This is a genomic window from Roseivirga sp., assembly GCF_049099775.1.
In the GTDB taxonomy this organism is placed as follows: domain Bacteria; phylum Bacteroidota; class Bacteroidia; order Cytophagales; family Cyclobacteriaceae; genus Roseivirga.
The window spans coordinates 1-19,991 of record NZ_JAGDZM010000008.1; the positions used below are offsets into that span (position 1 = coordinate 1).

The following is a 19,991-nucleotide window of genomic DNA, read 5'->3' on the forward strand; positions in this document are numbered from 1 at the left end:
GGGAAGTGAGCTTTAAATCTAGCCCTGACTTTGAAGCGCCTACGGATGCAAATACCGACAATGACTATGTGCTGGAAGTCATCGCTAGTGATGGTATAAATACAGTAAGTCAAACCGTGACCATATCAGTGACCAATGTAGGCGAGGCTTTACTAAAAGTAACTGGCGATTTAACAGTTCCAGTAACTGCACTTGGTATTACATCAACATTCAATATTGAAGCGATAAATGATGGTGACGCCACTTTAAACATCTCTAGTATTACTTACCCCGATGGTTTCAGTGGAATATCAAATACTAGTATTGAAGCTGGGGTCACTCAAATCATTACTGTCACATTTAGTCCTACTGAGGCAAAGGAATATTCAGGTGAAATTGAAATCTTATCCGATGGTGGTGATGTATTGCTCAGCGTAAGTGCAAGAGGTGAAGTCATTACTTCTCTTGAAAATGATGAATTAGAAAACACTGATATTACCATATACCCTAACCCAGTTAAAAAACTACTTTACATTGACCTTAGCCTAGTGACTGCTCCAAAACTAGATGTTGTCTTACTAAATCCTATTGGTCTGTCCATCTACAATAAAAAATCCTTTAGTGATAAGACTTTAGTGATAAATGTCTCCAATTACTCCAGTGGTATTTACATTTTGAAATTTACGGATGGTAAAAAGTCGATACTTAAAAAAGTCTTGATAAGAAAATAACTTTGAATTATGAAAATTAAATCTCGTGCGGCCTTTTATACAATTATGTGTGCAATAGCATTATCGACCTTTTCTTGCGGTAATGAAAATACTGACCCCGATGCACGAGCTGAGGCCTTTGAATTATTATCGGGAGATTGGACTTTTGGAACTGACGGATCTATTATTCTAGATGATCAAGACGTTTCTCTTAATTATCAGGGATTTTCTCTATCATTTGCCGACGGCACCTATCAAACCAGTAACGCAGGAGACTTATTCAATGCTAGCGGTACTTGGGATTGGTTAGATGAAAATGCTCAACAAATACTCTTGGATTCGGGAGAAGAGGTGACTATTGAAGAATTATCACTAGTGACCTTTCGCTTCTCATTCTTTCATTCTGGTAATAATGCTTTCGGAACTCGCGGCAATTATACGGTTACTTTGAACAAGAACTAATTGATCGATTCCAACCAGCTTGAAAGTTCAGAAGTAAGATTTCTTCGTTCGTACTTGTCGGTGTTCTTGAAGTTCCAATGGGTCTCTTCATTCTTCCATGCCGTGTAAGCCTTGAGAATGAAATCTCTAAGTCTATCTTTATCTCCATAATTAAATGACTGACCTGATCTTGTCTCATTCAGGATACTCGCAATATCATTTTCCTTACTGCCTATCGCTAGAATTGGCCTTTTCACACTTAAATACTCAAATAGCTTACCTGGAAGTTGAGAATTAACCTGACCTGTTCTTGTCTGAAGAAGTAATAAAACCTCACTATCCAAGTATGATTGAAACACCTCTCGATGAGGTATTGAGTCTTTGACAATAAGTTTTTCTGACAACAGTTTATGATTTCTAATAGTCTGAAGCACCTCTGGACTTAAAATCCCTGTCAAGTGAAGTTCAAATGCTTGATGAAAATCTCGTTGAGCACATAGCTTTTCAAGCACTCCCCAAAGTGCAATTGGATTTCGGTCCACACTTAACATGCCTAGATGGCTAATAACAAACTTGTTATTTTGTGACTTTGCCACTTCGGTTTTGATGTCCTCTTGATCAAAGCCGTTCGTGATATAATGAACCTTTCTAGCGCCGAGCCTTCTAAATTCTGAAGCGGCGGTAGGACCTGTTGCCAAAACTGCATCCGACATTTTAAGAACAGACTCCTCCAGCCTCAAATGCTTCTTCCATATGAATGAAGAAATGTTCATTTTCTTTAAAATATCCCAGCCAGACCAAGGATCGCGGAAATCTGCCACCCAAGTCAAAGTCGGATTTTTCAGTTTTAAACCCTTACCAATCAAATGCACACTATGGGGAGGCCCAGTGGTGATTATATGCTTAATATCATTGGACTGGATTATTGAAGAAAGATATTCAACAGAAGGCTTCACCCAATAAATACGTGGATCGGGCACAAATAAATTACCCCTTAGCCAAATGGCCATACGCTTCAATAAACTAGTCTTTCCTTCTTCTAAAATTTGTCCTTGTTTGATTGTTTTATTCCCCGTGACTTTCTTAAAAATCTTATAAGGTTCCCAAATAGGAAACTTTAGTATTTCAATTTGATCGCTGACATCAGATAAAAGCGATTCATCTTTTAAGTCAAAATCGGGACTCTCAGGGGTAAATACGATAGGGTCCCAGCCAAATTCAGGAAGGTACTTTGTGAACTTCAACCAACGCTGTACACCGGCGCCTCCACTCGGTGGCCAATAGTAGGTTATCACCAGTATCCGCTTGCGTTTTTCGTCGTTCATCACCTTCAAAGATTGATGTTATTTGTGTTCTGGCAAAAAGCAATTTGCAATTATTGTTAAAAAAAGATTATTTCATCATTCAATTAGGTCAAACTCAAATCTTAAACCATGGGATACATTCCGATTTTCATTGCACTACTGGCAGTAGTTCTTCTTTACAGCATTTATACTTACAACCTGATCAAACCGAGAAAAGCAAGATTAACGAAGACCATAGACAATATGGCGACTAACAGCACCAACCGTAAACAGGTAATCCTTTCTTATGACCAAGCGACTCCTGGTTCAGGACTTGCAGATGTAGCTACCCTTTTAAAGAAAACATCAACAAACCGTTTTCAGAGCTATAGAAAAGAAGAGGAATTAATTTCTGCTGTAAATGAAGGCATTAATGTTATTAAGGATAAAGAGACTCAGGAAAAATTGAGTAAAATGAATGCCGATCAAGTTGATATGATGAAATCATTGAAATCAGTATCGGCTGATTATAATTCTTTTATTGCCAAACCCCCAGCAAGTATTGTTGCTTCAGTGTTTGGCTTTAGGCAGTTTTAGTATTCTCCTCGACTGTTTTTATTATTTCTTCTAACTCGTTAGGCTGAAACCACAAAGTATTTTCATCACGTTTAAACCACGTTAGTTGTCGTTTGGCATAACGTCTTGAGTTACGTTTTAAAAGACGAATAGCTTCCTCTTTATCATATTCTTGAGACAAATAACCAAAAACCTCTTTATAGCCTACAGTTTGAAGTGCATTGAGATTTTTGAATGCCTTTAAACTTTCAACCTCATCAAAAAGACCTTTATCAATCATTTGGTCCATTCTAGTATCTATTCGTTCATAGAGTTTAGTGCGTTCCATAGTCAGGCCTATCTTAATAACATCAAAATTTCTCTCTTTAGGATTTCTCTTTCTCAATTCGGTAAAAGTCTTACCCGTTGCTCTTATCACTTCAAGAGCTCTTACAACCCGCTGTGGATTATTTAAATCAACTAGATCGTAATATTCAACATCGGCATCCCTTAACTCTTCTTGTAAAGAATGAAGCCCTTTACTTTCCAGCTCATCTATTAAATCAGTTCTGATTTCTTCATTGATTTCGGGAAATTCATCGAGTCCATTACAAACGGCATCTACGAATAAGCCAGAACCTCCTACAAGCACAGCTATGCCAAATTTTGCAAATAAGTGATCTAACTTCCTTATCGCTTCTTTCTCATATTGCCCTACGCTATAAGGGTCATGGATAGACAAATTGTTAACAAAGTGATGCTTGGCTAGACTTTGTTCTTCCGAAGAAGGTTTTGCTGTTCCTATTTCGAGTTCTTGATAAAACTGCCTTGAATCAGCAGAAATTATCTCCGTTTTGAATGCTCTAGCAATTTTTATTGCAATAACCGTTTTACCAACAGCTGTTGGTCCTATTACACAAATCAATTTCGGTTTAGACATTCACTCGTTTTAGTTTCAAGCTCAAATATATTATTATTGATATAAGACACACAATGAAGGAAAAAGAGAGGCACATTCTGGTCATCGATGATAATGACATTAATAGGCTTTATGCAAAGGCTGTGTTAAAGGATATTGGGGCAAATATACTGATGGCCGATAGCGGCTCTAAAGCGTTAAAATTGATAGAGAAATATACTCCAGATTTAATTCTTGTAGATATTCAAATGCCTGAGATGGATGGGTTCGAATGTTATACTCTTTTTAGAAAAAAATTGAACGCATCTATACCGATAATCGCGATTACTGCCTATTCCGATCAAAGCGATAGAGATGAGTTTATTTCGTTTGGTTTCAACGATTGTATTATGAAACCCGTAAGGCCTGAAGTGTTACGAAATACGATCAACTATTGGTTCGATAAAGAGTCAAAATTTGAATCTGAAGAGAACCCTACTGGTCAAAATGATTTCGATTTTGAAGTAATTAACGAATTAAAACGATATGCCAACCTAACAGAATTGACAGAATTATACAATGACTTCATAGAGGAAACTAACGAATTCAATGCAAAACTTGTCTTTTTACAAACCACTCAGAATTATCCTGAAATTTTAATTATCTTGCACATTATTAAAGGTAACGCTGGGTCCTTAGGTTTTGCCAAACTGTCTGAAATCATATCTATACTTGAGGTAGATATTAAATCGGGTGCAAATGAATCGTTGTCGGTTCGTATTCAAGAATTAGTTGAATATACCAGCAAAGTTTTCAATGTATTTAAAACAGAAGCGACTCTTAACGCATAATAATTATGACTGACGTAGATCATAAAAAAGTACTAGTAGCAGAAGATAGCTCAGTAATTCAGAATCTTTTAAAGAAGATTCTACTTTTTGAAAACTGTAAAATCACCTCCGTAAAAGATGGCCAAAAAGTTCTTGATAAATTTGAGTCCGAAGATTTTGACCTAATTATCATGGATATTAACCTTCCTTTACTGGATGGACTAGCCGCTACAAAAGCAATCCGTGCCGGTAAAACTAAAAAAGCAAAGACACCGATTATTGGTATTTCAGGTAATGCAAAAAATTTACCTGTATCAAACTTCTTTGAAGCAGGAATGGATGATTACATGCAAAAACCACTCGATTATGACAAATTAATCGAGCTCGTTAAAAAACACACGGGAACAGATTAATGACCATACGCTATACCAAACAGTTTCTTAATAAACTCGAAGATGTTTTTTCTGAATCTGACTACGTATTGCGTTACGAAAAGGGCAGTTTCAAATCTGGTTATTGTGTATTGAATGATACTAGAATAGCTATAGTCAACAAGTACTATACTACTGAAGGTAAAATCAATTGCTTAATCGACATTCTTAAATCTGTTGAAATTGATAAGAGTAAACTCAGTGAGAAAAACGCGAGTTTGCTTAGTGAATTATCACAAACATCTTTACAGTTGTGAAAATCACCATTCTAGGCTCAGGAACTTCCCAAGGCATCCCAGTTATTGGCTGTTCTTGTCATGTCTGTCGATCTTTAGATTTTAGAGACAAAAGACTTCGGGTTTCAATTCATATCGAGGTGGATGAACAAAGCCTCATTATCGATTCTGGTCCAGACTTCAGGCAACAAGTACTAAGAGAAAGGGTAAGTCACTTAGATGCCCTTATTTTTACACACGAGCACAAAGACCATACGGCGGGAATGGACGACATACGATCCTTCAATTTCCTTCAAAAACAAGATATCCCTATTTATGGAAGAGCATCTGTTCTGGAACAAATAAAACAGGAATTTGCTTACATTTTCAGTGAACACAAGTACCCTGGGATTCCAAGAGTCACTCCTATTCCAATAGAAAACACCCCTTTCAAAATTGGAGAAGTAGAAATCATACCAATAGAAGCTCTTCATTATAAGCTACCGGTATATGGCTTTCGGATTAAGGATTTCACGTACTTGACGGATATCAAGACGATCGATAGCGAAGAGCTTGATAAAGTTAAGGGTACAAAAATATTGGTACTTGATGCACTTCAAAAAGATGACCACCTCAGTCACCTCACGCTTTCAGAAGCAATTGATTTGGCCCAAGAAATAGGTGCAGAAACTACTTACTTGACACACATCAGTCACAAAATGGGGCTACACGATGAAGTTAGTAAAGAGTTACCTGAAAACATCAGGCTAGCTTATGACGGTTTAACTATCCAGGTTGATTAAAAAAACTGACGTCAAGTGACGATCAATCAGCCACATTCAGTTTTAACATGTTTGTTCTTCCTTTCTCAAAAATCGGCATACTCGCAGTTGATATAAAAATATCTCCGCTTTCAATTTGGCCGGCATTTTTAAGCATCTTTTCTTGATCTAAGAAAGTCTGATCCGTTGAAACAGTATTGTCGTAATTAAAACCTTCAACACCCCAGATAAGTCCGAGTTTTGTTAATAGTCCTTCATTAGGTGTGAAAATAAATATCCTCGCCTTAGGACGACTTGAGGATAATTTAAAAGCAGTATAACCTGAAACAGTGTTACCAATAATTGCTTTAGCGTTTACACGATCACTTAACTTACAGGCGCCATAGAGAATATTGTCATTCATAAATGTATCGCTCTCTTTATCAGGGGTATTTACTTTATCAAATATTCCACCTGATTCCTCTACAGAAGCAATAGTTCGGGCCATGGTTTCTACAGTCTCTATAGGGTATTTTCCGGCAGCAGTTTCAGCAGAAAGCATTAAAGCATCCGCTCCATCTAAGACTGCATTTGCTACATCATTTGTTTCGGCGCGAGTTGGCCTTGGATTTTTGATCATGCTCTCCATCATTTGAGTAGCAATAATCACAGGCTTAGCTGCCGCATTGCATTTTTCAACCATCATCTTCTGTGCCATAGGCACTTCTTCCATAACGATTTCTACGCCAAGATCACCTCTTGCTACCATAAGTGCATCAGAAGCATTTATAATTTCATCTATATTTTGTAAAGCTTCGGGCTTTTCAATCTTAGCAATTACTCTAATGTCTTTCCCAGACTGAGAAATTCTTTTCTTTAAATCGATAATGTCATCGGCATATCTTACAAAAGATAAAGCAATCCAATCGACTCCTTGTTCTATTCCAAAAGCAAGGTCTTTCTTATCTTTTTCAGTTAAAGCTGGTGCTGAAACATTCGTAAAAGGTAAGTTTATACCTTTTCTAGATTTCAGAGACCCGCCGTATTTGACTTCGCAAACAACTTCTCCTCCTCGAACTTCTTTTACTACTAACTCAAGGTTACCATCATCTATCAGTACCATATCACCTACCTGCACATCATTTGGTAGTGCTTGATAAGAGGTGCTTACTTTAGCGGAAGTACCTTCACAGGATTCATTCGTAATGATCAGCTCGTTTCCCTCTTCAATAAAAACCTCTCCATTCTCTACTTGCTCTACACGGATCTTAGGCCCTTGTAAATCTTGGAGTATAGAAATATGGATACCCAATTCCCTATTGATCTCACGAATTCGTTTTATGACTTCTGCATGAGTACTATGCTCTCCATGAGAGAAGTTTAACCTGAATACATTTACGCCAGACTTGGCTAATTCAATCAGCATTTCTTTGGACTGACTCGCAGGCCCTACTGTAGCAACAATTTTTGCTCGCTTATTAATTTCTTGGTGATCCATTTTAGAATATGAGGTTATCTCTGGATTTCAATGATTTGATATCTACTTTAGTAGCAAATTGGACGAAAGGTATTTGTTTGATTTTGGTAAAAAAAGCATTCTCATCTAAAGTTTGGGATTCGTTTTCCAAAATAATGAAATAGTCGAAATTCTTCATTTCAGGCACTATAAAGGCATCAAACTGAACTTCGCTTTCTTCAGCTCTATTTCTCAATAATCTTATAATTCTGAATTCATTAATATCATCATAGTTTACAATGCTCAAAACCTTACCGCCTGTAAATCCAATGTCAAGGTTCTTTTTTTTAGTAAGAGCCAAGCCCATCTCCTGATTTATGCTCCATGCTAACTTGTAGGGTTTAACATTAGCATTCAATGCCATTAATGGTAAGTCATAATCATAAGTTATTTCTAATTTATTTTTAGCCATATGAATTAGAATTTGCCGCGTTTAGCCTTAAAGACAAGAATAAAAAATATGTTTGACATTAACCCGAAATTGCATTTCTTTGCACCGAGTTTTAACTAAATATTATCGAAAATGTCAGAAGTAGCATCAAAAGTGAAGAGTATTATCATAGATAAATTAGGCGTAGAAGATTCTGAGGTTACCCCTGAGGCTAGCTTTACGAATGATTTAGGCGCTGATTCTCTTGACACTGTGGAATTGATTATGGAATTCGAAAAAGAATTTAACATTTCTATTCCTGATGACCAAGCTGAAAACATCGCTACAGTAGGTGATGCAATTTCTTACTTGGAAGCAAACGTACAATAATATATCCCTTACTATTACGACTCCCATATGCAATTAAAAAGAGTTGTAGTCACTGGACTTGGCGCACTTACACCATTAGGCAACAATCTGAATGATTACTGGAATAACCTGAAAAATGGTGTGAGTGGGGCTGGTCCTATCACTAGATTCGACCCAACGAACTTTAAGACAAAATTTGCCTGCGAGGTAAAAGATTATAATCCATTGGATCACTTTGACAGAAAAGAAGTGAGAAAAATGGACCCTTTTACTCAGTATGCAATGGTAACATCTGCACAAGCCATAGAGGATTCAGGTTTAGACCTTGAAACAATCGATAAGCTGAAGGCAGGAGTTATTTGGGGTTCTGGAATTGGTGGAATCAAAACTTTCCAAGACGAAGTTGAAAACTTCACTGCTGGAGAAAGAAACCCAAGATTTAACCCTTTTTTCATTCCTAAGATGATATCAGACATTTCCGCTGGTATGATCTCAATGAAATATGGCTTTCATGGCCCTAACTTTGTTACTGTTTCTGCATGTGCTTCCGCTACAAATGCAATGATTGATGCTATGACCTACATCAAATTAGGTAAGGCAAAGATCATGATTACTGGTGGTTCAGAGGCATCGGTTGTAGAAGCCGGTATGGGTGGGTTTAATGCCATGCGTGCATTATCAGAAAGAAATGATTCTCCTCAAACTGCGTCAAGGCCTTTCGACAAAGATCGTGATGGTTTTGTATTAGGTGAAGGAAGCGGAGCTTTAATTCTTGAAGAATATGAACATGCAAAAGCACGGGGAGCAAAAATTTATGCTGAGTTAGTTGGCGGAGGAATGTCAGCTGATGCACACCATATTACCGCTCCTCACCCTGAAGGTTTAGGTGCATACAATGTAATGTTGAATGTACTTGAAGACGCTCAAATGAAGCCAGAAGATATTGATTATATCAATGTTCATGGCACATCAACTCCTCTCGGAGATATGAGTGAAGTAATTGCTATTGAAAAAGTATTTGGAGAGCATGCTTATAAATTGAACATAAGTTCAACTAAATCTATGACAGGACACCTACTTGGTGCAGCTGGTGCTATAGAAGCAATTGCCAGTATAATGGCGATTAAAGAGCAAATTGTCCCTCCTACGATCAACCACTTTACTGATGATGAACGATTTGACCCTAGGTTAAATTTTACATTCAATAAAGCACAGAAAAGAGTTGTCAATGCTGCATTAAGTAACACTTTTGGCTTTGGTGGACACAACACTTCAGTAGTTTTTAGAAAAATTGATTAATGGGTCGGTTGACAAATAACCGTTTAAAGTCAATTTTTAAATCATATTCAAAAGAAGAACAAAGGCTTGTTTCCTCTATCAAAATGATAGTTGGTACCAAGCCTTTAAACATTAAGCCATACCAAATTGCTGTTCAGCATACCTCGGTAGCAAAATCGGTAAAGAAAGGCTTTAAAGAATCTAATGAAAGGCTAGAGTATTTAGGAGATGCCGTTCTGGGCTTAGTAGTTGCCGAATACCTCTTTAAAAAATTTCCTTTTAAAGACGAGGGCTTCTTAACCGAACTGAGATCTAGAATTGTAAGCCGAGATTCATTAAATAATGTAGCTCGAACAATCGGCATCCCACAGATCGTTCAATTCGATAAGAAGAGGAAAACACCCAACTCTCACAAGTCACTTTATGGCAATGCTTTAGAAGCATTGGTTGGGGCGGTATATGTAGACAAGGGTTTCAAAACGGCAAAAAGATTCATTCTTAAAAAATTACTACAACCTCACTTTGATCTTGAGGAGATTATTAATACCACTAAAAATTACAAAAGTAAACTCATAGAGTGGACTCAAAAAAATTCAAAAACACCGAATTTTGAGCATGTACAAACCATCGATAAAGGCCATTTTAAGGAATTTATAATTCAAATATTGATCGATGACGAACCAATAGCTAAGGGCCATGGTTTAAGTAAAAAGAAAGCCGAACAAGATGCAGCTCGCGAAGCTTGCGAAGCCTTAGGAATAGAGTAATGCGAAAATATAGAATTGCAGGTGCTACAGTCAATCAAACACCATTAGATTGGAAAGGTAATGTCTCGCGTTTAAAAGCAATACTTAGAGAGGCACGAAAAAACGAAATAGAAATATTGTGCCTTCCGGAACTGTCTTTAACGGGGTATGGCTGCGAAGATCTATTTTTAAGCAGTTGGCTTCCGCAAAAAGCACTAACCTTCCTACCCGAACTCATAGAAGAAACTGAAGGATTATTCACATCTTTCAACCTACCCATTCTTTTCGAAAATCAGCTTTACAACTGTGCTATAGTCGTTCAAGACAAAGAAATCATAGGAATTTACGCTAAACAGTACATGGCACTGGACGGCGTTCATTATGAACCTAGGTGGTTTAATCCATGGCCTGTCGACTCCGTGAAAACTATTAATCTACTGGGAAAAGAAATTCCAATAGGTGATTTGACATTTGAATATCACGAATGGAAAATTGGTTTCGAAATTTGTGAAGATGCATGGAGAGGAAAAGATCGGCCAGCCTGTAGACTAGAAAAGAGAGGCGTAAACCTAATAATGAACCCTAGTGCCAGTCACTTTGCTATGGAAAAGACAAAGGAGCGTTTAGCATTAGTAGCATCAACCTCTAAAGACTTCTCTTGTACTTATTTATATGCCAACCTACTTGGAAACGAGGCTGGCAGAATGATATACGACGGGGAAATTATAGTAGCTCAACAAGGGGTAACATACCTTCGAAATGAACTACTTTCATTTCAGCCTTATCAAGTTAGACATATTGATATCGCAGTTAATGAAGCTACTGAAGAGTTTTCAAATAAATCAGTGGCGCCCATTGAAAGTAAAAAAGTTGAATTTCCAAAAGCGTCAGCGCTAGCGCTTTATGATTACATGCGCAAGAGCCATAGCAAAGGCTTTACGCTCTCATTAAGTGGTGGCGCGGATTCGGCTACTTGTGCGGTTTTAGTTGCTGAAATGGTAAAAAGAGGTATGTCTGATTTGGGCAGTGATGCTTTTTTATCGGGCATCAACTTATCAAAACTTATAAAGCCTTCGGAAAAAGAAGTGGTAAATGAAATATTTCATACGGCTTACCAAGGAACCAAAAATTCGTCTGAAACAACTTTAAATGCTGCTAAAAGTTTGGCAGATTCTATTGGCGCAAAATTCTATAATTGGACAATTGACGAACCCGTAGAAGCATATTCGAATACGATTGAAAAAGTCTTAGATAGAAAACTAACTTGGTCTGAAGACGATCTTGCGCTTCAGAATATTCAAGCCCGATCTAGAAGTCCAATTATCTGGATGCTTACAAACATCACTCAAACCCTACTTCTTACCACGTCAAACAGAAGCGAGGGAGATGTTGGCTATGCCACAATGGATGGTGATACAAGTGGAAGCATAGCCCCTATTTCAAGTGTGGACAAGGGTTTCATTAGGAATTGGCTGGTTTTTGCAGAAAATGAACTTGGCTATTCAGGACTTGCTGCAATCAATAAGCTCCCCCCTACCGCAGAACTTCGACCTTTGTCGGAAAATCAAACGGATGAAGACGATCTGATGCCTTATCATATCATGGTGGAAATTGAAAAGCTTGCTATACGCGATCATCAGTCACCAATAGAAGTATATCAAACCCTTGCTAGTAAAAATTTAGAAGAAAAAAACTTACTGAAATCTCATATTCATAAATTCTATACGCTTTGGAGTCGCAATCAATGGAAAAGAGAACGCTTAGCTCCGGCATTTCACTTAGATGAGTTTAACGTAGACCCTAGGACTTGGTGTAGGTTCCCCATATTATCGGCTGGCTACAAGGAAGAGTTAAGTGAATTGCAAGAAATGGAAGTTTAATTATACTTTCCTTAGACTAGGCTTTTTTAGTCAGCTGCAAGGCCTAATACTAATTTTCAGAATCTTTGATTATACGGAACCTCGATTCTCTTCGTATTTCCTATATATTTGTTGCCTCCATAAAACTGTAAAAAATGCTTCTGCACATCGTTTGGGATCCCATGAGGGAAATCATTAAAGACATTCAGCCTCCGGTTTGGTATAGTCTACTTTTCGCTTCTGGATTTATTATTGGGTATCAAATCATGGTACATATTTTCAAAAAGGAAGGAAAGGATCCGCTTAATGTAGATACGCTTACTGTCCACATGGTTTTAGCCACAATTGTTGGAGCAAGACTTGGACACCTTGTCTTTTATGAACCACAGAGGTTTCTAGCAGATCCGCTAATGTTTTTTAGAACTTGGGAAGGTGGATTAGCAAGTCATGGAGCAGCTTTTGGAATTCTTGCAGCGCTCTATTTATACAGTCATTACTTCGTAGATGCCAATTGGTCGCCTTTTCGCTTTAAATTTCGAAAAGAAAGAAGAGTCGGTCAGAGTTACTTATGGATTGTAGATAGAATAGTAATTACTGTCGCGCTAGCTGCGGTATTTATAAGGTTTGGAAATTTCGTAAACTCAGAAATTATAGGAAAACCTACCGAGAGTGACTATGGAGTTGTTTTCGCCAGAGTAGCAGAAGAGATTATTGAAGATTCTGACCTTGGCGTTGAAAGTGCAGAAGCATCCAAAAGCGATTCTGAAGAACGCCTTGAACCAGGCATTGTGCCAATTGACCTCACCATTATTTTTGAGAATCGACAGCTGTCGGAACCTGATGCTAGAAAAATAGCCGAAACACGGATTAAAAGTATCCTGACAAGGTATCCTAATGTGAATGAGCACTATGCTGAACCTGCTGGTCCGTTAAATTATGAATTCAAATTAGTGGATAGAAAACCTACGCTCATTGTACATACATGGGGAGTTGTTCGTCATCCTGCACAACTATATGAATCTGGCACTTCACTCTTGCTTTTCTTTATTCTTTTAGGTATTTGGCTTAAGTACAAGGATAGAACCCCAGAAGGGTTATTGATTGGAATTTTCTTGGTTTGGATATTTGCGCTTCGATGGTTTCACGAAACCTTCAAAGAGAATCAAGTGGATTTTGAAAATGACATGACCTATAATATGGGGCAATTATTGAGTATTCCTTTACTAGCATTAGGGGTATTCATCCTTATAAGAGTCTTATTAAAGTCGAGAAAATCTTCGTAACGCGTGTTTGGAAATAGAGGTTGGTGGTGTTTTTGTGTTATTTGGTTATTTGCAGCACCGAGTTTTATTTGTGCCCAGGGGATCCCTGAACTCGACCCTGAGTCTACTGTCAAAGTAGGCAAAATCTACATTACAGGTAATAATAAAACCAGAAATGAGATTGTCTTAAGAGAAATTGATTTCGAAGAAGGTCAAGAATTAAAGCTTAAAGACTTCGCCGAAAAAGTCTTACTAGATCAGCAGAAACTAGTCAATACAAGGCTTTTTGTATTTGCTGAAATTGTACCCCTTTTTATGTCTGATACAGAAGTAGATGTTCTGATTCGACTTCAAGAAAGGTGGTATATATTTCCATTGCCAGTATTCAAACTTGCGGATAGAAACTTTACGGAGTGGTGGGTAAACCAGAATAGAGACTTTGCAAGGGTTAATTATGGAGCCCAACTTATTCACACCAACCTTACTGGTAGAAACGACAAACTAAGGGTTCGAGCGCAATTTGGCTTCGCAAAACAGTATTCTCTTAGTTATAGCATTCCTTACATAAACAATGCCCAAACTATCGGTTTAGGATTCTCAACTAGTTTCACAACAAACAAAACAGTAGGTGTTCAAAGCAGCGCCCACCGATTAGAGTTTATCGAGAGCGATGATGTTATTAGAAGATCTTTCGGAATAAGCGGCACGGTTACGCTCCGACCAAGTTTCTACACACGACATAGTGTTAGTCTTGGTTATGGAAGATCATCTGTTAGCGATCTTATTCTAGATACGAACCCAAATTACCACACGCAAGGACAAAATATTCAGAAGTACTTAAGGCTATCATATGTATTTGGTGTAGACAAAAGAGACTACATTGCTTACCCCCTTAATGGTAGTTCTTTCAACTTCCAAGCCACGAAGTTTGGTTTAGGTCTAGTCAATAACCTTGACATGCTCACTGCGAGAATTAGTTATGCTAAGTACTTTGACTTAAAAAATGGGTTTTACTTGGCGAACAAAACCGAGGCATTTAAGAACTTCTCCAACGAGGTACCATACTTAATCAGGTCTGGTTTTGGCTACAGACCCGACTTCATTAGAGGCTATGAGCGTTTTGTCGTTGAAACAAAGGCATTGATTTCTCACCGAAGTGCCTTAAGGTTTAAAGTATTGGAGGGTGTACAGGAATTGAGCCGAAGGAGTCTAATAAACCAATTTAGAACGCTCCCATATGCCTTTTATTTGAAGTTATTTATAGATACTGGGTATGCAGGAAACCCCTTAGACAGTAGTCAGAACAATTTCTTGAACAACCAATTTCTTGGCAGTTTGGGCCTAGGCATAGATGTGGTGACTTACTATGACTTTGTGATTAGACTTGAATATAGTGTCAATAAACAAGGTGATGGCGGGCTATTTTTCAATTTCAAAGCGGCTATTTAGTAACATTATTAGTATTTAATAAATCTAATATTTCCATATATTTTTATATATTAGTTTGTGTTCAACAGACTATTGCTTACTCTATTTCTTTTTCTTTCAGCTCTTCAGTTGAACGCCCAAGGCATTGAATATGCTGGCACCGATCCTATTTCATTAAGTCTTGCAGGTATTTCTTCTGTCCTGTCAAACAACTGGTCAAGTTTCAATAACCCTGCCGGGCAGGCAAACTTAGAAAACACATCGGCTACCCTGGGTTACAAAACAATCGTCAACTTCTCTCCTTTCAATACGATAACTGCAGCACTCAACATGCCGACAAAAATTGGTGTATTGGGTTTATCAGCTACAAAGTTTGGTGATGAAGTATTTAGCCATCAGCAATTAGGGTTCTCTTATGCCAAACGATCAGGAATAATGAGTGTAGGGTTACGGGTTAATTTAGTACAATATCAGGTTCAGAATTTTGGACAGCGATCAGTTCTAATGGCGGAAATAGGAGGAATAGCACAACTTTCTCCAACTTTTAGTTTTGGTGCCCATATCTATAATTTCTCACAATCATTACTTGACAAAGAAACACAAGAGAGAATTCCAACCATCATAAGAATGGGCTTCGATTATCACCCAAATGATCAACTTAACGTTTATTTTGAGGCTGAAAAGGACATAGAACTGCCTAGTAATCTTAAAATTGGGTTTGCTTATCAAATCATAGAAAACCTAAGTCTAAGAACTGGGATTTCTACTCAAACTAGACAGCATACATTCGGTGCTGGTTTAAAATTAAAAAGGTTTCTACTGGACTATGGCATAAGATCGAATAGAGAAATTCGAGGAACTCACAATTTTGGATTGACTTTCCTTTTCAAATGAAATTTAGACCTTATATTCTCATTTTGATCATTCTCATTTTACAATTTGAGCTTATCAGTCAACGCTTAATCGATGTGGATCTTCAGCAGATTATAGAATCACAGTATAACACTCAAGAAGAACTTCCCAATCAAGAGGAACTTTATGAACGCCTCTTATTGATCTATGAAAACCCAGTTTATATCAATACGGCCACCCAAGACGAACTGCAACGTCTTTTTATGCTTTCGGTTCAACAAATTTTATCCCTTCAGAAATACATTAATGCTTATGGCCGATTGCTGACTAAGTACGAGTTACAATTGATTGATGGCTTTGATCCGACTACAATTGACAGAGTCCTTCCTTTCATTATTATCAATCCTGAGGACTTAAAGAAAGATACTCGGCCACTCTTGAAAAGAGTACTTAGCGAACGAAACAATTACTTTATTTTTCGGCTGCAACAGAATATAGAGCGAAAACGAGGTTTTCAACCTAACATAATCGGCACTAATTCAATGTATAATGGATCTGCTAGCAAGATTTATTTAAGATATAGGGTCGCGAAAACCGGAGATTTCAGTTTTGGTTTTACGGCTGAAAAGGATGCCGGAGAGGAACTCATCTGGAAACCGAATACCGGCAGGTTTGGAGCGGATTTTTGGTCAGGTCACATTATGAAGGAAAACATAGGCCGATGGAAGAAAATCATTGTCGGAGATTACCAACTTCAATTTGGTCAGGGACTGTTATTTGGTGCAGGCCTTAATACAGGTAAAGGTGCAGCAACGGTAAGCGGAATCCAAAAACCTAACCTTGGGATTCGTCCTTATACTTCTGTATTGGAAAGCGGTTATTTAAGAGGTTTAGCCGCCTCATATCAAGTCAGAAAGAACACTACAGTAACCGGCTTTGTATCACATTCACTACTAGATGCAGAATTGAAACCGCTGGCAAACGACTCCGTGCAAAGTTTTGTCTCATCCATCAGTAATACTGGGCTTCATCGTACGCTCTCAGAAATTTCTAAAAAGCACCGCATGTCTGAGTCTACTTATGGTTTGATCCTAGATCATAGACCCAATGACTTTAAACGTTTTGGCATTATCGCAGCAGCCAATAATTATTCAGTGCCAATAATTCCGAGCAATGTTTTGTACAACAAATTCGCCTTTCAGGGTGATTATAACTACAATCTAAGCCTATATGGAAACTACAATTGGAGACAATTCAGCTTCTTTGGCGAATCAGGCATGTCTCGCAGTGGCGGATTCGGGTCAATATTTGGTTTAACAACTCACCTTTCAGAGAGAATAGACTTTGCTTTAGTATTCCGTAGTTATGAACGTGACTTTCATACGCAAAAGGGAACCTCATTTGCTGAAGGCAGCCAAAACAGAAATGAATCTGGTACTTATTGGGGAGTAAAATATCGTTTAAATAACCAATTCTATTTTACGGCCTACTATGATACTTTTAGGTTTCCTTGGCTTAGGTTTCAAGTAGATGCTCCATCAAGCGGCTTCGATTATATGCTCCGGTTCAACTACACGCCTAGCAAATATTTTCAAACAGTACTTCAATACAGAAAAAAGAGTAAAGCCAAGAACGCTACTATTGAGGGTTTAAATGAGAAGCGGGTGGCTGAAGGGATAAAACAGCAATGGTTATTAAATTCAGAGATGAAATTTGGTTTTTTATCCCTTAAATCAAGAATTCAATACAGCGAGTATAATTTTCAAGCTCAACAAACGAATGGCATTGCCCTTATTCAGGATGCCGTTTTTAAAACAAGAATTTTTACAATTAGCGGAAGAGTTGCAATTTTTGATACCGAAGGAAGTGAAAACAGCCAATATGTATATGAAAGGGATGTGCTTTATGCCTTCTCAATTCCTGCCTACAGTGGTAATGGTGTAAGAAACTACATTTTAGTCCATAGCAGGTTATCGCGGAAAATTGATCTTTGGACTAGGTTTAGCAGAACTACTTTTTACGATAGAGAGGAAATTGGCACGGGTCTTGAAACTATTGACGGACAAAAGAGGTCTGATTTTAAAGTTCAAGTTCGGTACAAGATCAATTAATAAAACCTTTCAAAAATTATCATTTGTCGGGGACTTGAAACTTTGATATTTTGCCTTCTGTTAAAAAAACAAGCCATATGAATTTAAGACGAATAGCACAAGCGTCATTTTTATTGTCGATTTGCAGCCTAGCGTTGGCGCAAAATCTGGCAGATAGAAGTAGTAATGAACGTTGGCAACAACGGGCGAACTACTACATGGAAGTGGAAATGGATGTGGAGTCCAATCAGTTTTTTGGAGAACAGAAAATTGACTATACAAACAATTCTCCCGACGAGTTAAATCAAGTGTTTTATCACCTATACTTCAATGCCTTTCAGCCTGGAAGTATGATGGACGTGAGATCGCGCACGATAGCTGATCCCGATCGTCGTGTAAGAGATAGAATTTCCAAATTAGGTGAAGATGAAATTGGCTATCAAAAGATTACATCTCTTAAGCAAAATGGTACTGATGTCAAATATGAGGTTGTCGGAACTGTATTAGAGGTTCAATTAAATCAACCGATTAAACCCGGCGAAACAGTGACTTTCGATATGGTTTGGAATGGTCAAGTGCCACTTCAAATCAGAAGATCTGGTAGAGATAATAGAGAAGGTATACGCTACTCTATGGCCCAATGGTTTCCTAAAATGGCCGAGTACGATTACCAAGGATGGCATGCGGACGAATATATCGGTAGAGAATTCTACGGAGTATGGGGTGATTATGAACTTAAACTAACAATAGACAAAGATTATGTTGTTGGTGGTACTGGTTACCTTCAAAACCCTCAAGAAATTGGCCATGGCTATGAAGATGAAGGGCAAACAGTAAATCAGAAAGTGGTTAATGGCAAACTGACATGGCATTTTGTAGCACCAGATGTGCATGACTTTATGTGGGCAGCAGACCCTGATTACTTGCACAATAAATTGACCATGAAAAATGGCATTGTGCTTCACTTTTTACACCAGAAAGGCCAGAACGAAGAAAACTGGGAGAAACTTAGACCACTTACCGAAATGTCGTTCGAGTATGCCAATGAATACTTCGGACAGTACCCATATAAGCAGTTTTCTGTTATTCAAGGTGGTGACGGCGGTATGGAATACCCAATGTCTACGTTAATCACCGGACAAAGAGGAAGCCTTTTAGGTGTTACGATTCATGAATCTATGCACGATTGGTATCATGGCGTTTTAGGTAGTAATGAGGCTTTACATCCTTGGATGGACGAAGGTTTTACTTCATATGCTTCATCCAGAATATCTGCGCACATCCGTTATGAAACGACTGATGCTGAAAAGCCAGAAACAACTATGGAGAATATTGGTTCTAGATCAGGCCAAGGAGGATACCTTAATTCTGCTAAAAGTGGTAGAGAAGAAGCATTAAGCACACACTCTGATCACTATGAATACAACGGTATTTATAGCGCCGCAGCTTACGGAAAAGGAGCTGTTTGGATGAGTCAGCTAGGCTATGTTATCGGCGAAGAGGCAAGAGACAAAGGACTTTTGGAATATTTCAACCAGTGGAAATTCAAACACCCAAATCCAAATGATGTATTGAGAGTTTTTGAGGAAGTTTCTGGACTTGAATTGGATTGGTATAATGAGTATTTCGTTTACACTACCAAACAAATTGATTATGCCGTTGGCGAGGTAGTTGGTGAAGGAGAAAAAACTAACATCACCTTAAACAAAGTAGGCAAAATGCCAATGCCTGTCGATGTAGTAATTACTTACAAAGATGGCACTAAGGAAGTTCATTATATGGCGCTTAGAATGATGCGTGGCGAAAAACCAGCTGAAACGAACGATAAGCGAATTGTTCATGAGGATTGGCCATGGACCAACCCTACTTATAACTTCTCTATTGATCGACCTATTTCTGAGGTTGCTTCTGTAGTCATTGACCCTTCTGGAAGAATGGCGGATATTGACAAGGAAAACAACAAATGGGCAGCTGAAAAACTAGAGAACAAGAAATAATTCTTTCAAAACTATAAAGATCGAAAGCCTGACTAAAAGTCGGGCTTTTTTATTTTAATAAACATCCTGTTTAATATATGTGTTCTTCGCAGTAATAGCATAGAGACATGTACATGAAAAA

General features: G+C 38.0%; 20 protein-coding genes. 16 read left to right on the forward strand and 4 right to left on the reverse strand.

The window, feature by feature from the left end; translation table 11 throughout:
- Positions 1-710 (forward strand): T9SS type A sorting domain-containing protein (locus JXQ92_RS14630; protein ID WP_421987379.1); only part of this gene is annotated, 710 nt, incomplete at its 5' end.
- Positions 711-719: 9 nt separating this feature from the next.
- Positions 720-1,151, forward strand: a complete 432-nt coding sequence (locus JXQ92_RS14635; protein ID WP_421987380.1) for a hypothetical protein — start codon at positions 720-722, stop codon at positions 1,149-1,151.
- Here JXQ92_RS14635 and JXQ92_RS14640 read toward each other — a convergent pair.
- Positions 1,148-2,455, reverse strand: a complete 1,308-nt coding sequence (locus JXQ92_RS14640) for a glycosyl transferase (RefSeq protein WP_421987381.1) — start codon at positions 2,453-2,455, stop codon at positions 1,148-1,150. The genes JXQ92_RS14635 and JXQ92_RS14640 overlap by 4 nt on opposite strands.
- 108 nt (positions 2,456-2,563) lie before the next feature.
- Here JXQ92_RS14640 and JXQ92_RS14645 point away from each other — a divergent pair, with 108 nt between their 5' ends.
- Positions 2,564-3,010, forward strand: a complete 447-nt coding sequence (locus tag JXQ92_RS14645; protein ID WP_421987382.1) for a hypothetical protein — start codon at positions 2,564-2,566, stop codon at positions 3,008-3,010.
- Here the strand turns inward: JXQ92_RS14645 and miaA are convergent.
- Positions 2,997-3,908 (reverse strand): tRNA (adenosine(37)-N6)-dimethylallyltransferase MiaA, encoded by a 912-nt coding sequence (gene miaA / locus JXQ92_RS14650; RefSeq protein WP_421987383.1) that lies wholly within the window; start codon positions 3,906-3,908, stop codon positions 2,997-2,999. The two genes, JXQ92_RS14645 and miaA, sit on opposite strands and share 14 nt — an antisense overlap.
- Positions 3,909-3,961: 53 nt before the next feature.
- Between miaA and JXQ92_RS14655 the strand changes: the two genes are divergently transcribed.
- Genes JXQ92_RS14655 through JXQ92_RS14670 form a run of 4 tightly spaced genes read left to right on the forward strand, consistent with a single transcriptional unit; the run spans position 3,962 to position 6,145 of the window.
- Complete coding sequence (locus tag JXQ92_RS14655) at positions 3,962-4,717, forward strand: Hpt domain-containing response regulator (RefSeq protein WP_421987384.1); 756 nt, start codon at positions 3,962-3,964, stop codon at positions 4,715-4,717.
- Positions 4,718-4,722: 5 nt separating this feature from the next.
- Entirely contained in the window at positions 4,723-5,109 is a 387-nt protein-coding gene (locus JXQ92_RS14660) for a response regulator (RefSeq protein WP_421987385.1), read from the forward strand.
- Positions 5,109-5,384, forward strand: a complete 276-nt coding sequence (locus tag JXQ92_RS14665; protein WP_421987386.1) for a hypothetical protein — start codon at positions 5,109-5,111, stop codon at positions 5,382-5,384. The genes JXQ92_RS14660 and JXQ92_RS14665 overlap by 1 nt, the downstream gene beginning before the upstream one ends.
- Positions 5,381-6,145, forward strand: coding sequence for an MBL fold metallo-hydrolase (locus JXQ92_RS14670; protein WP_421987387.1), 765 nt, complete (start codon positions 5,381-5,383; stop codon positions 6,143-6,145). Before JXQ92_RS14665 ends, JXQ92_RS14670 begins: the two co-directional genes overlap by 4 nt.
- A gap of 22 nt (positions 6,146-6,167) precedes the next feature.
- On the opposite strand, the gene pyk is transcribed toward JXQ92_RS14670, so the two are convergent.
- Together pyk and JXQ92_RS14680 are read right to left on the reverse strand one after the other, a co-directional pair.
- Positions 6,168-7,601 (reverse strand): pyruvate kinase, encoded by a 1,434-nt coding sequence (gene pyk / locus JXQ92_RS14675; protein WP_421987388.1) that lies wholly within the window; start codon positions 7,599-7,601, stop codon positions 6,168-6,170.
- 1 nt (position 7,602) lies between these two features.
- Positions 7,603-8,031, reverse strand: a complete 429-nt coding sequence (locus JXQ92_RS14680) for an IPExxxVDY family protein (RefSeq protein ID WP_421987389.1) — start codon at positions 8,029-8,031, stop codon at positions 7,603-7,605.
- Positions 8,032-8,142: 111 nt separating this feature from the next.
- Between JXQ92_RS14680 and JXQ92_RS14685 the strand changes: the two genes are divergently transcribed.
- The 9 genes from JXQ92_RS14685 to JXQ92_RS14725 all read left to right on the forward strand — a co-directional run bounded on the left by JXQ92_RS14685 (position 8,143) and on the right by JXQ92_RS14725 (position 19,870).
- Positions 8,143-8,379: an acyl carrier protein gene (locus JXQ92_RS14685; RefSeq protein WP_069835425.1), complete on the forward strand. Its 237-nt coding sequence runs from the start codon at positions 8,143-8,145 to the stop codon at positions 8,377-8,379.
- Positions 8,380-8,406: 27 nt separating this feature from the next.
- Positions 8,407-9,657: a beta-ketoacyl-ACP synthase II gene (fabF, locus tag JXQ92_RS14690; RefSeq protein WP_421987390.1), complete on the forward strand. Its 1,251-nt coding sequence runs from the start codon at positions 8,407-8,409 to the stop codon at positions 9,655-9,657.
- Positions 9,657-10,403 carry a ribonuclease III gene (gene rnc / locus JXQ92_RS14695; protein ID WP_421987391.1) on the forward strand — a complete coding sequence of 249 codons (747 nt, stop codon included), beginning with the start codon at positions 9,657-9,659 and terminating at the stop codon, positions 10,401-10,403. Before fabF ends, rnc begins: the two co-directional genes overlap by 1 nt.
- Positions 10,403-12,262 carry an NAD(+) synthase gene (gene nadE / locus JXQ92_RS14700; protein WP_421987392.1) on the forward strand — a complete coding sequence of 620 codons (1,860 nt, stop codon included), beginning with the start codon at positions 10,403-10,405 and terminating at the stop codon, positions 12,260-12,262. Before rnc ends, nadE begins: the two co-directional genes overlap by 1 nt.
- A gap of 134 nt (positions 12,263-12,396) precedes the next feature.
- Positions 12,397-13,524, forward strand: a complete 1,128-nt coding sequence (locus JXQ92_RS14705) for a prolipoprotein diacylglyceryl transferase (protein WP_421987393.1) — start codon at positions 12,397-12,399, stop codon at positions 13,522-13,524.
- A 3-nt stretch (positions 13,525-13,527) separates the two neighbouring features.
- Positions 13,528-14,952 (forward strand): BamA/TamA family outer membrane protein, encoded by a 1,425-nt coding sequence (locus tag JXQ92_RS14710; RefSeq protein ID WP_421987394.1) that lies wholly within the window; start codon positions 13,528-13,530, stop codon positions 14,950-14,952.
- A 72-nt stretch (positions 14,953-15,024) separates the two neighbouring features.
- A complete protein-coding gene (locus JXQ92_RS14715) occupies positions 15,025-15,825 on the forward strand; it encodes a hypothetical protein (protein WP_421987395.1) in 801 nt (266 codons plus the stop codon).
- Positions 15,822-17,894, forward strand: coding sequence for a hypothetical protein (locus JXQ92_RS14720; protein ID WP_421987396.1), 2,073 nt, complete (start codon positions 15,822-15,824; stop codon positions 17,892-17,894). Before JXQ92_RS14715 ends, JXQ92_RS14720 begins: the two co-directional genes overlap by 4 nt.
- A gap of 77 nt (positions 17,895-17,971) precedes the next feature.
- Positions 17,972-19,870 carry a M1 family metallopeptidase gene (locus JXQ92_RS14725; protein WP_421987397.1) on the forward strand — a complete coding sequence of 633 codons (1,899 nt, stop codon included), beginning with the start codon at positions 17,972-17,974 and terminating at the stop codon, positions 19,868-19,870.
- Positions 19,871-19,991 lie beyond the last annotated feature (121 nt).

Coding starts and splice junctions, on each gene's coding strand:
- JXQ92_RS14635 (WP_421987380.1), top strand. CDS start 720: ATGAAAATTAAATCTCGTGCGGCCTTTTATACAATTATGTGTGCAATA.
- JXQ92_RS14640 (WP_421987381.1), bottom strand. CDS start 2,455: ATGAACGACGAAAAACGCAAGCGGATACTGGTGATAACCTACTATTGG.
- JXQ92_RS14645 (WP_421987382.1), top strand. CDS start 2,564: ATGGGATACATTCCGATTTTCATTGCACTACTGGCAGTAGTTCTTCTT.
- miaA (WP_421987383.1), bottom strand. CDS start 3,908: ATGTCTAAACCGAAATTGATTTGTGTAATAGGACCAACAGCTGTTGGT.
- JXQ92_RS14655 (WP_421987384.1), top strand. CDS start 3,962: ATGAAGGAAAAAGAGAGGCACATTCTGGTCATCGATGATAATGACATT.
- JXQ92_RS14660 (WP_421987385.1), top strand. CDS start 4,723: ATGACTGACGTAGATCATAAAAAAGTACTAGTAGCAGAAGATAGCTCA.
- JXQ92_RS14665 (WP_421987386.1), top strand. CDS start 5,109: ATGACCATACGCTATACCAAACAGTTTCTTAATAAACTCGAAGATGTT.
- pyk (WP_421987388.1), bottom strand. CDS start 7,601: ATGGATCACCAAGAAATTAATAAGCGAGCAAAAATTGTTGCTACAGTA.
- JXQ92_RS14680 (WP_421987389.1), bottom strand. CDS start 8,031: ATGGCTAAAAATAAATTAGAAATAACTTATGATTATGACTTACCATTA.
- JXQ92_RS14685 (WP_069835425.1), top strand. CDS start 8,143: ATGTCAGAAGTAGCATCAAAAGTGAAGAGTATTATCATAGATAAATTA.
- fabF (WP_421987390.1), top strand. CDS start 8,407: ATGCAATTAAAAAGAGTTGTAGTCACTGGACTTGGCGCACTTACACCA.
- rnc (WP_421987391.1), top strand. CDS start 9,657: ATGGGTCGGTTGACAAATAACCGTTTAAAGTCAATTTTTAAATCATAT.
- nadE (WP_421987392.1), top strand. CDS start 10,403: ATGCGAAAATATAGAATTGCAGGTGCTACAGTCAATCAAACACCATTA.
- JXQ92_RS14705 (WP_421987393.1), top strand. CDS start 12,397: ATGCTTCTGCACATCGTTTGGGATCCCATGAGGGAAATCATTAAAGAC.
- JXQ92_RS14720 (WP_421987396.1), top strand. CDS start 15,822: ATGAAATTTAGACCTTATATTCTCATTTTGATCATTCTCATTTTACAA.
- JXQ92_RS14725 (WP_421987397.1), top strand. CDS start 17,972: ATGAATTTAAGACGAATAGCACAAGCGTCATTTTTATTGTCGATTTGC.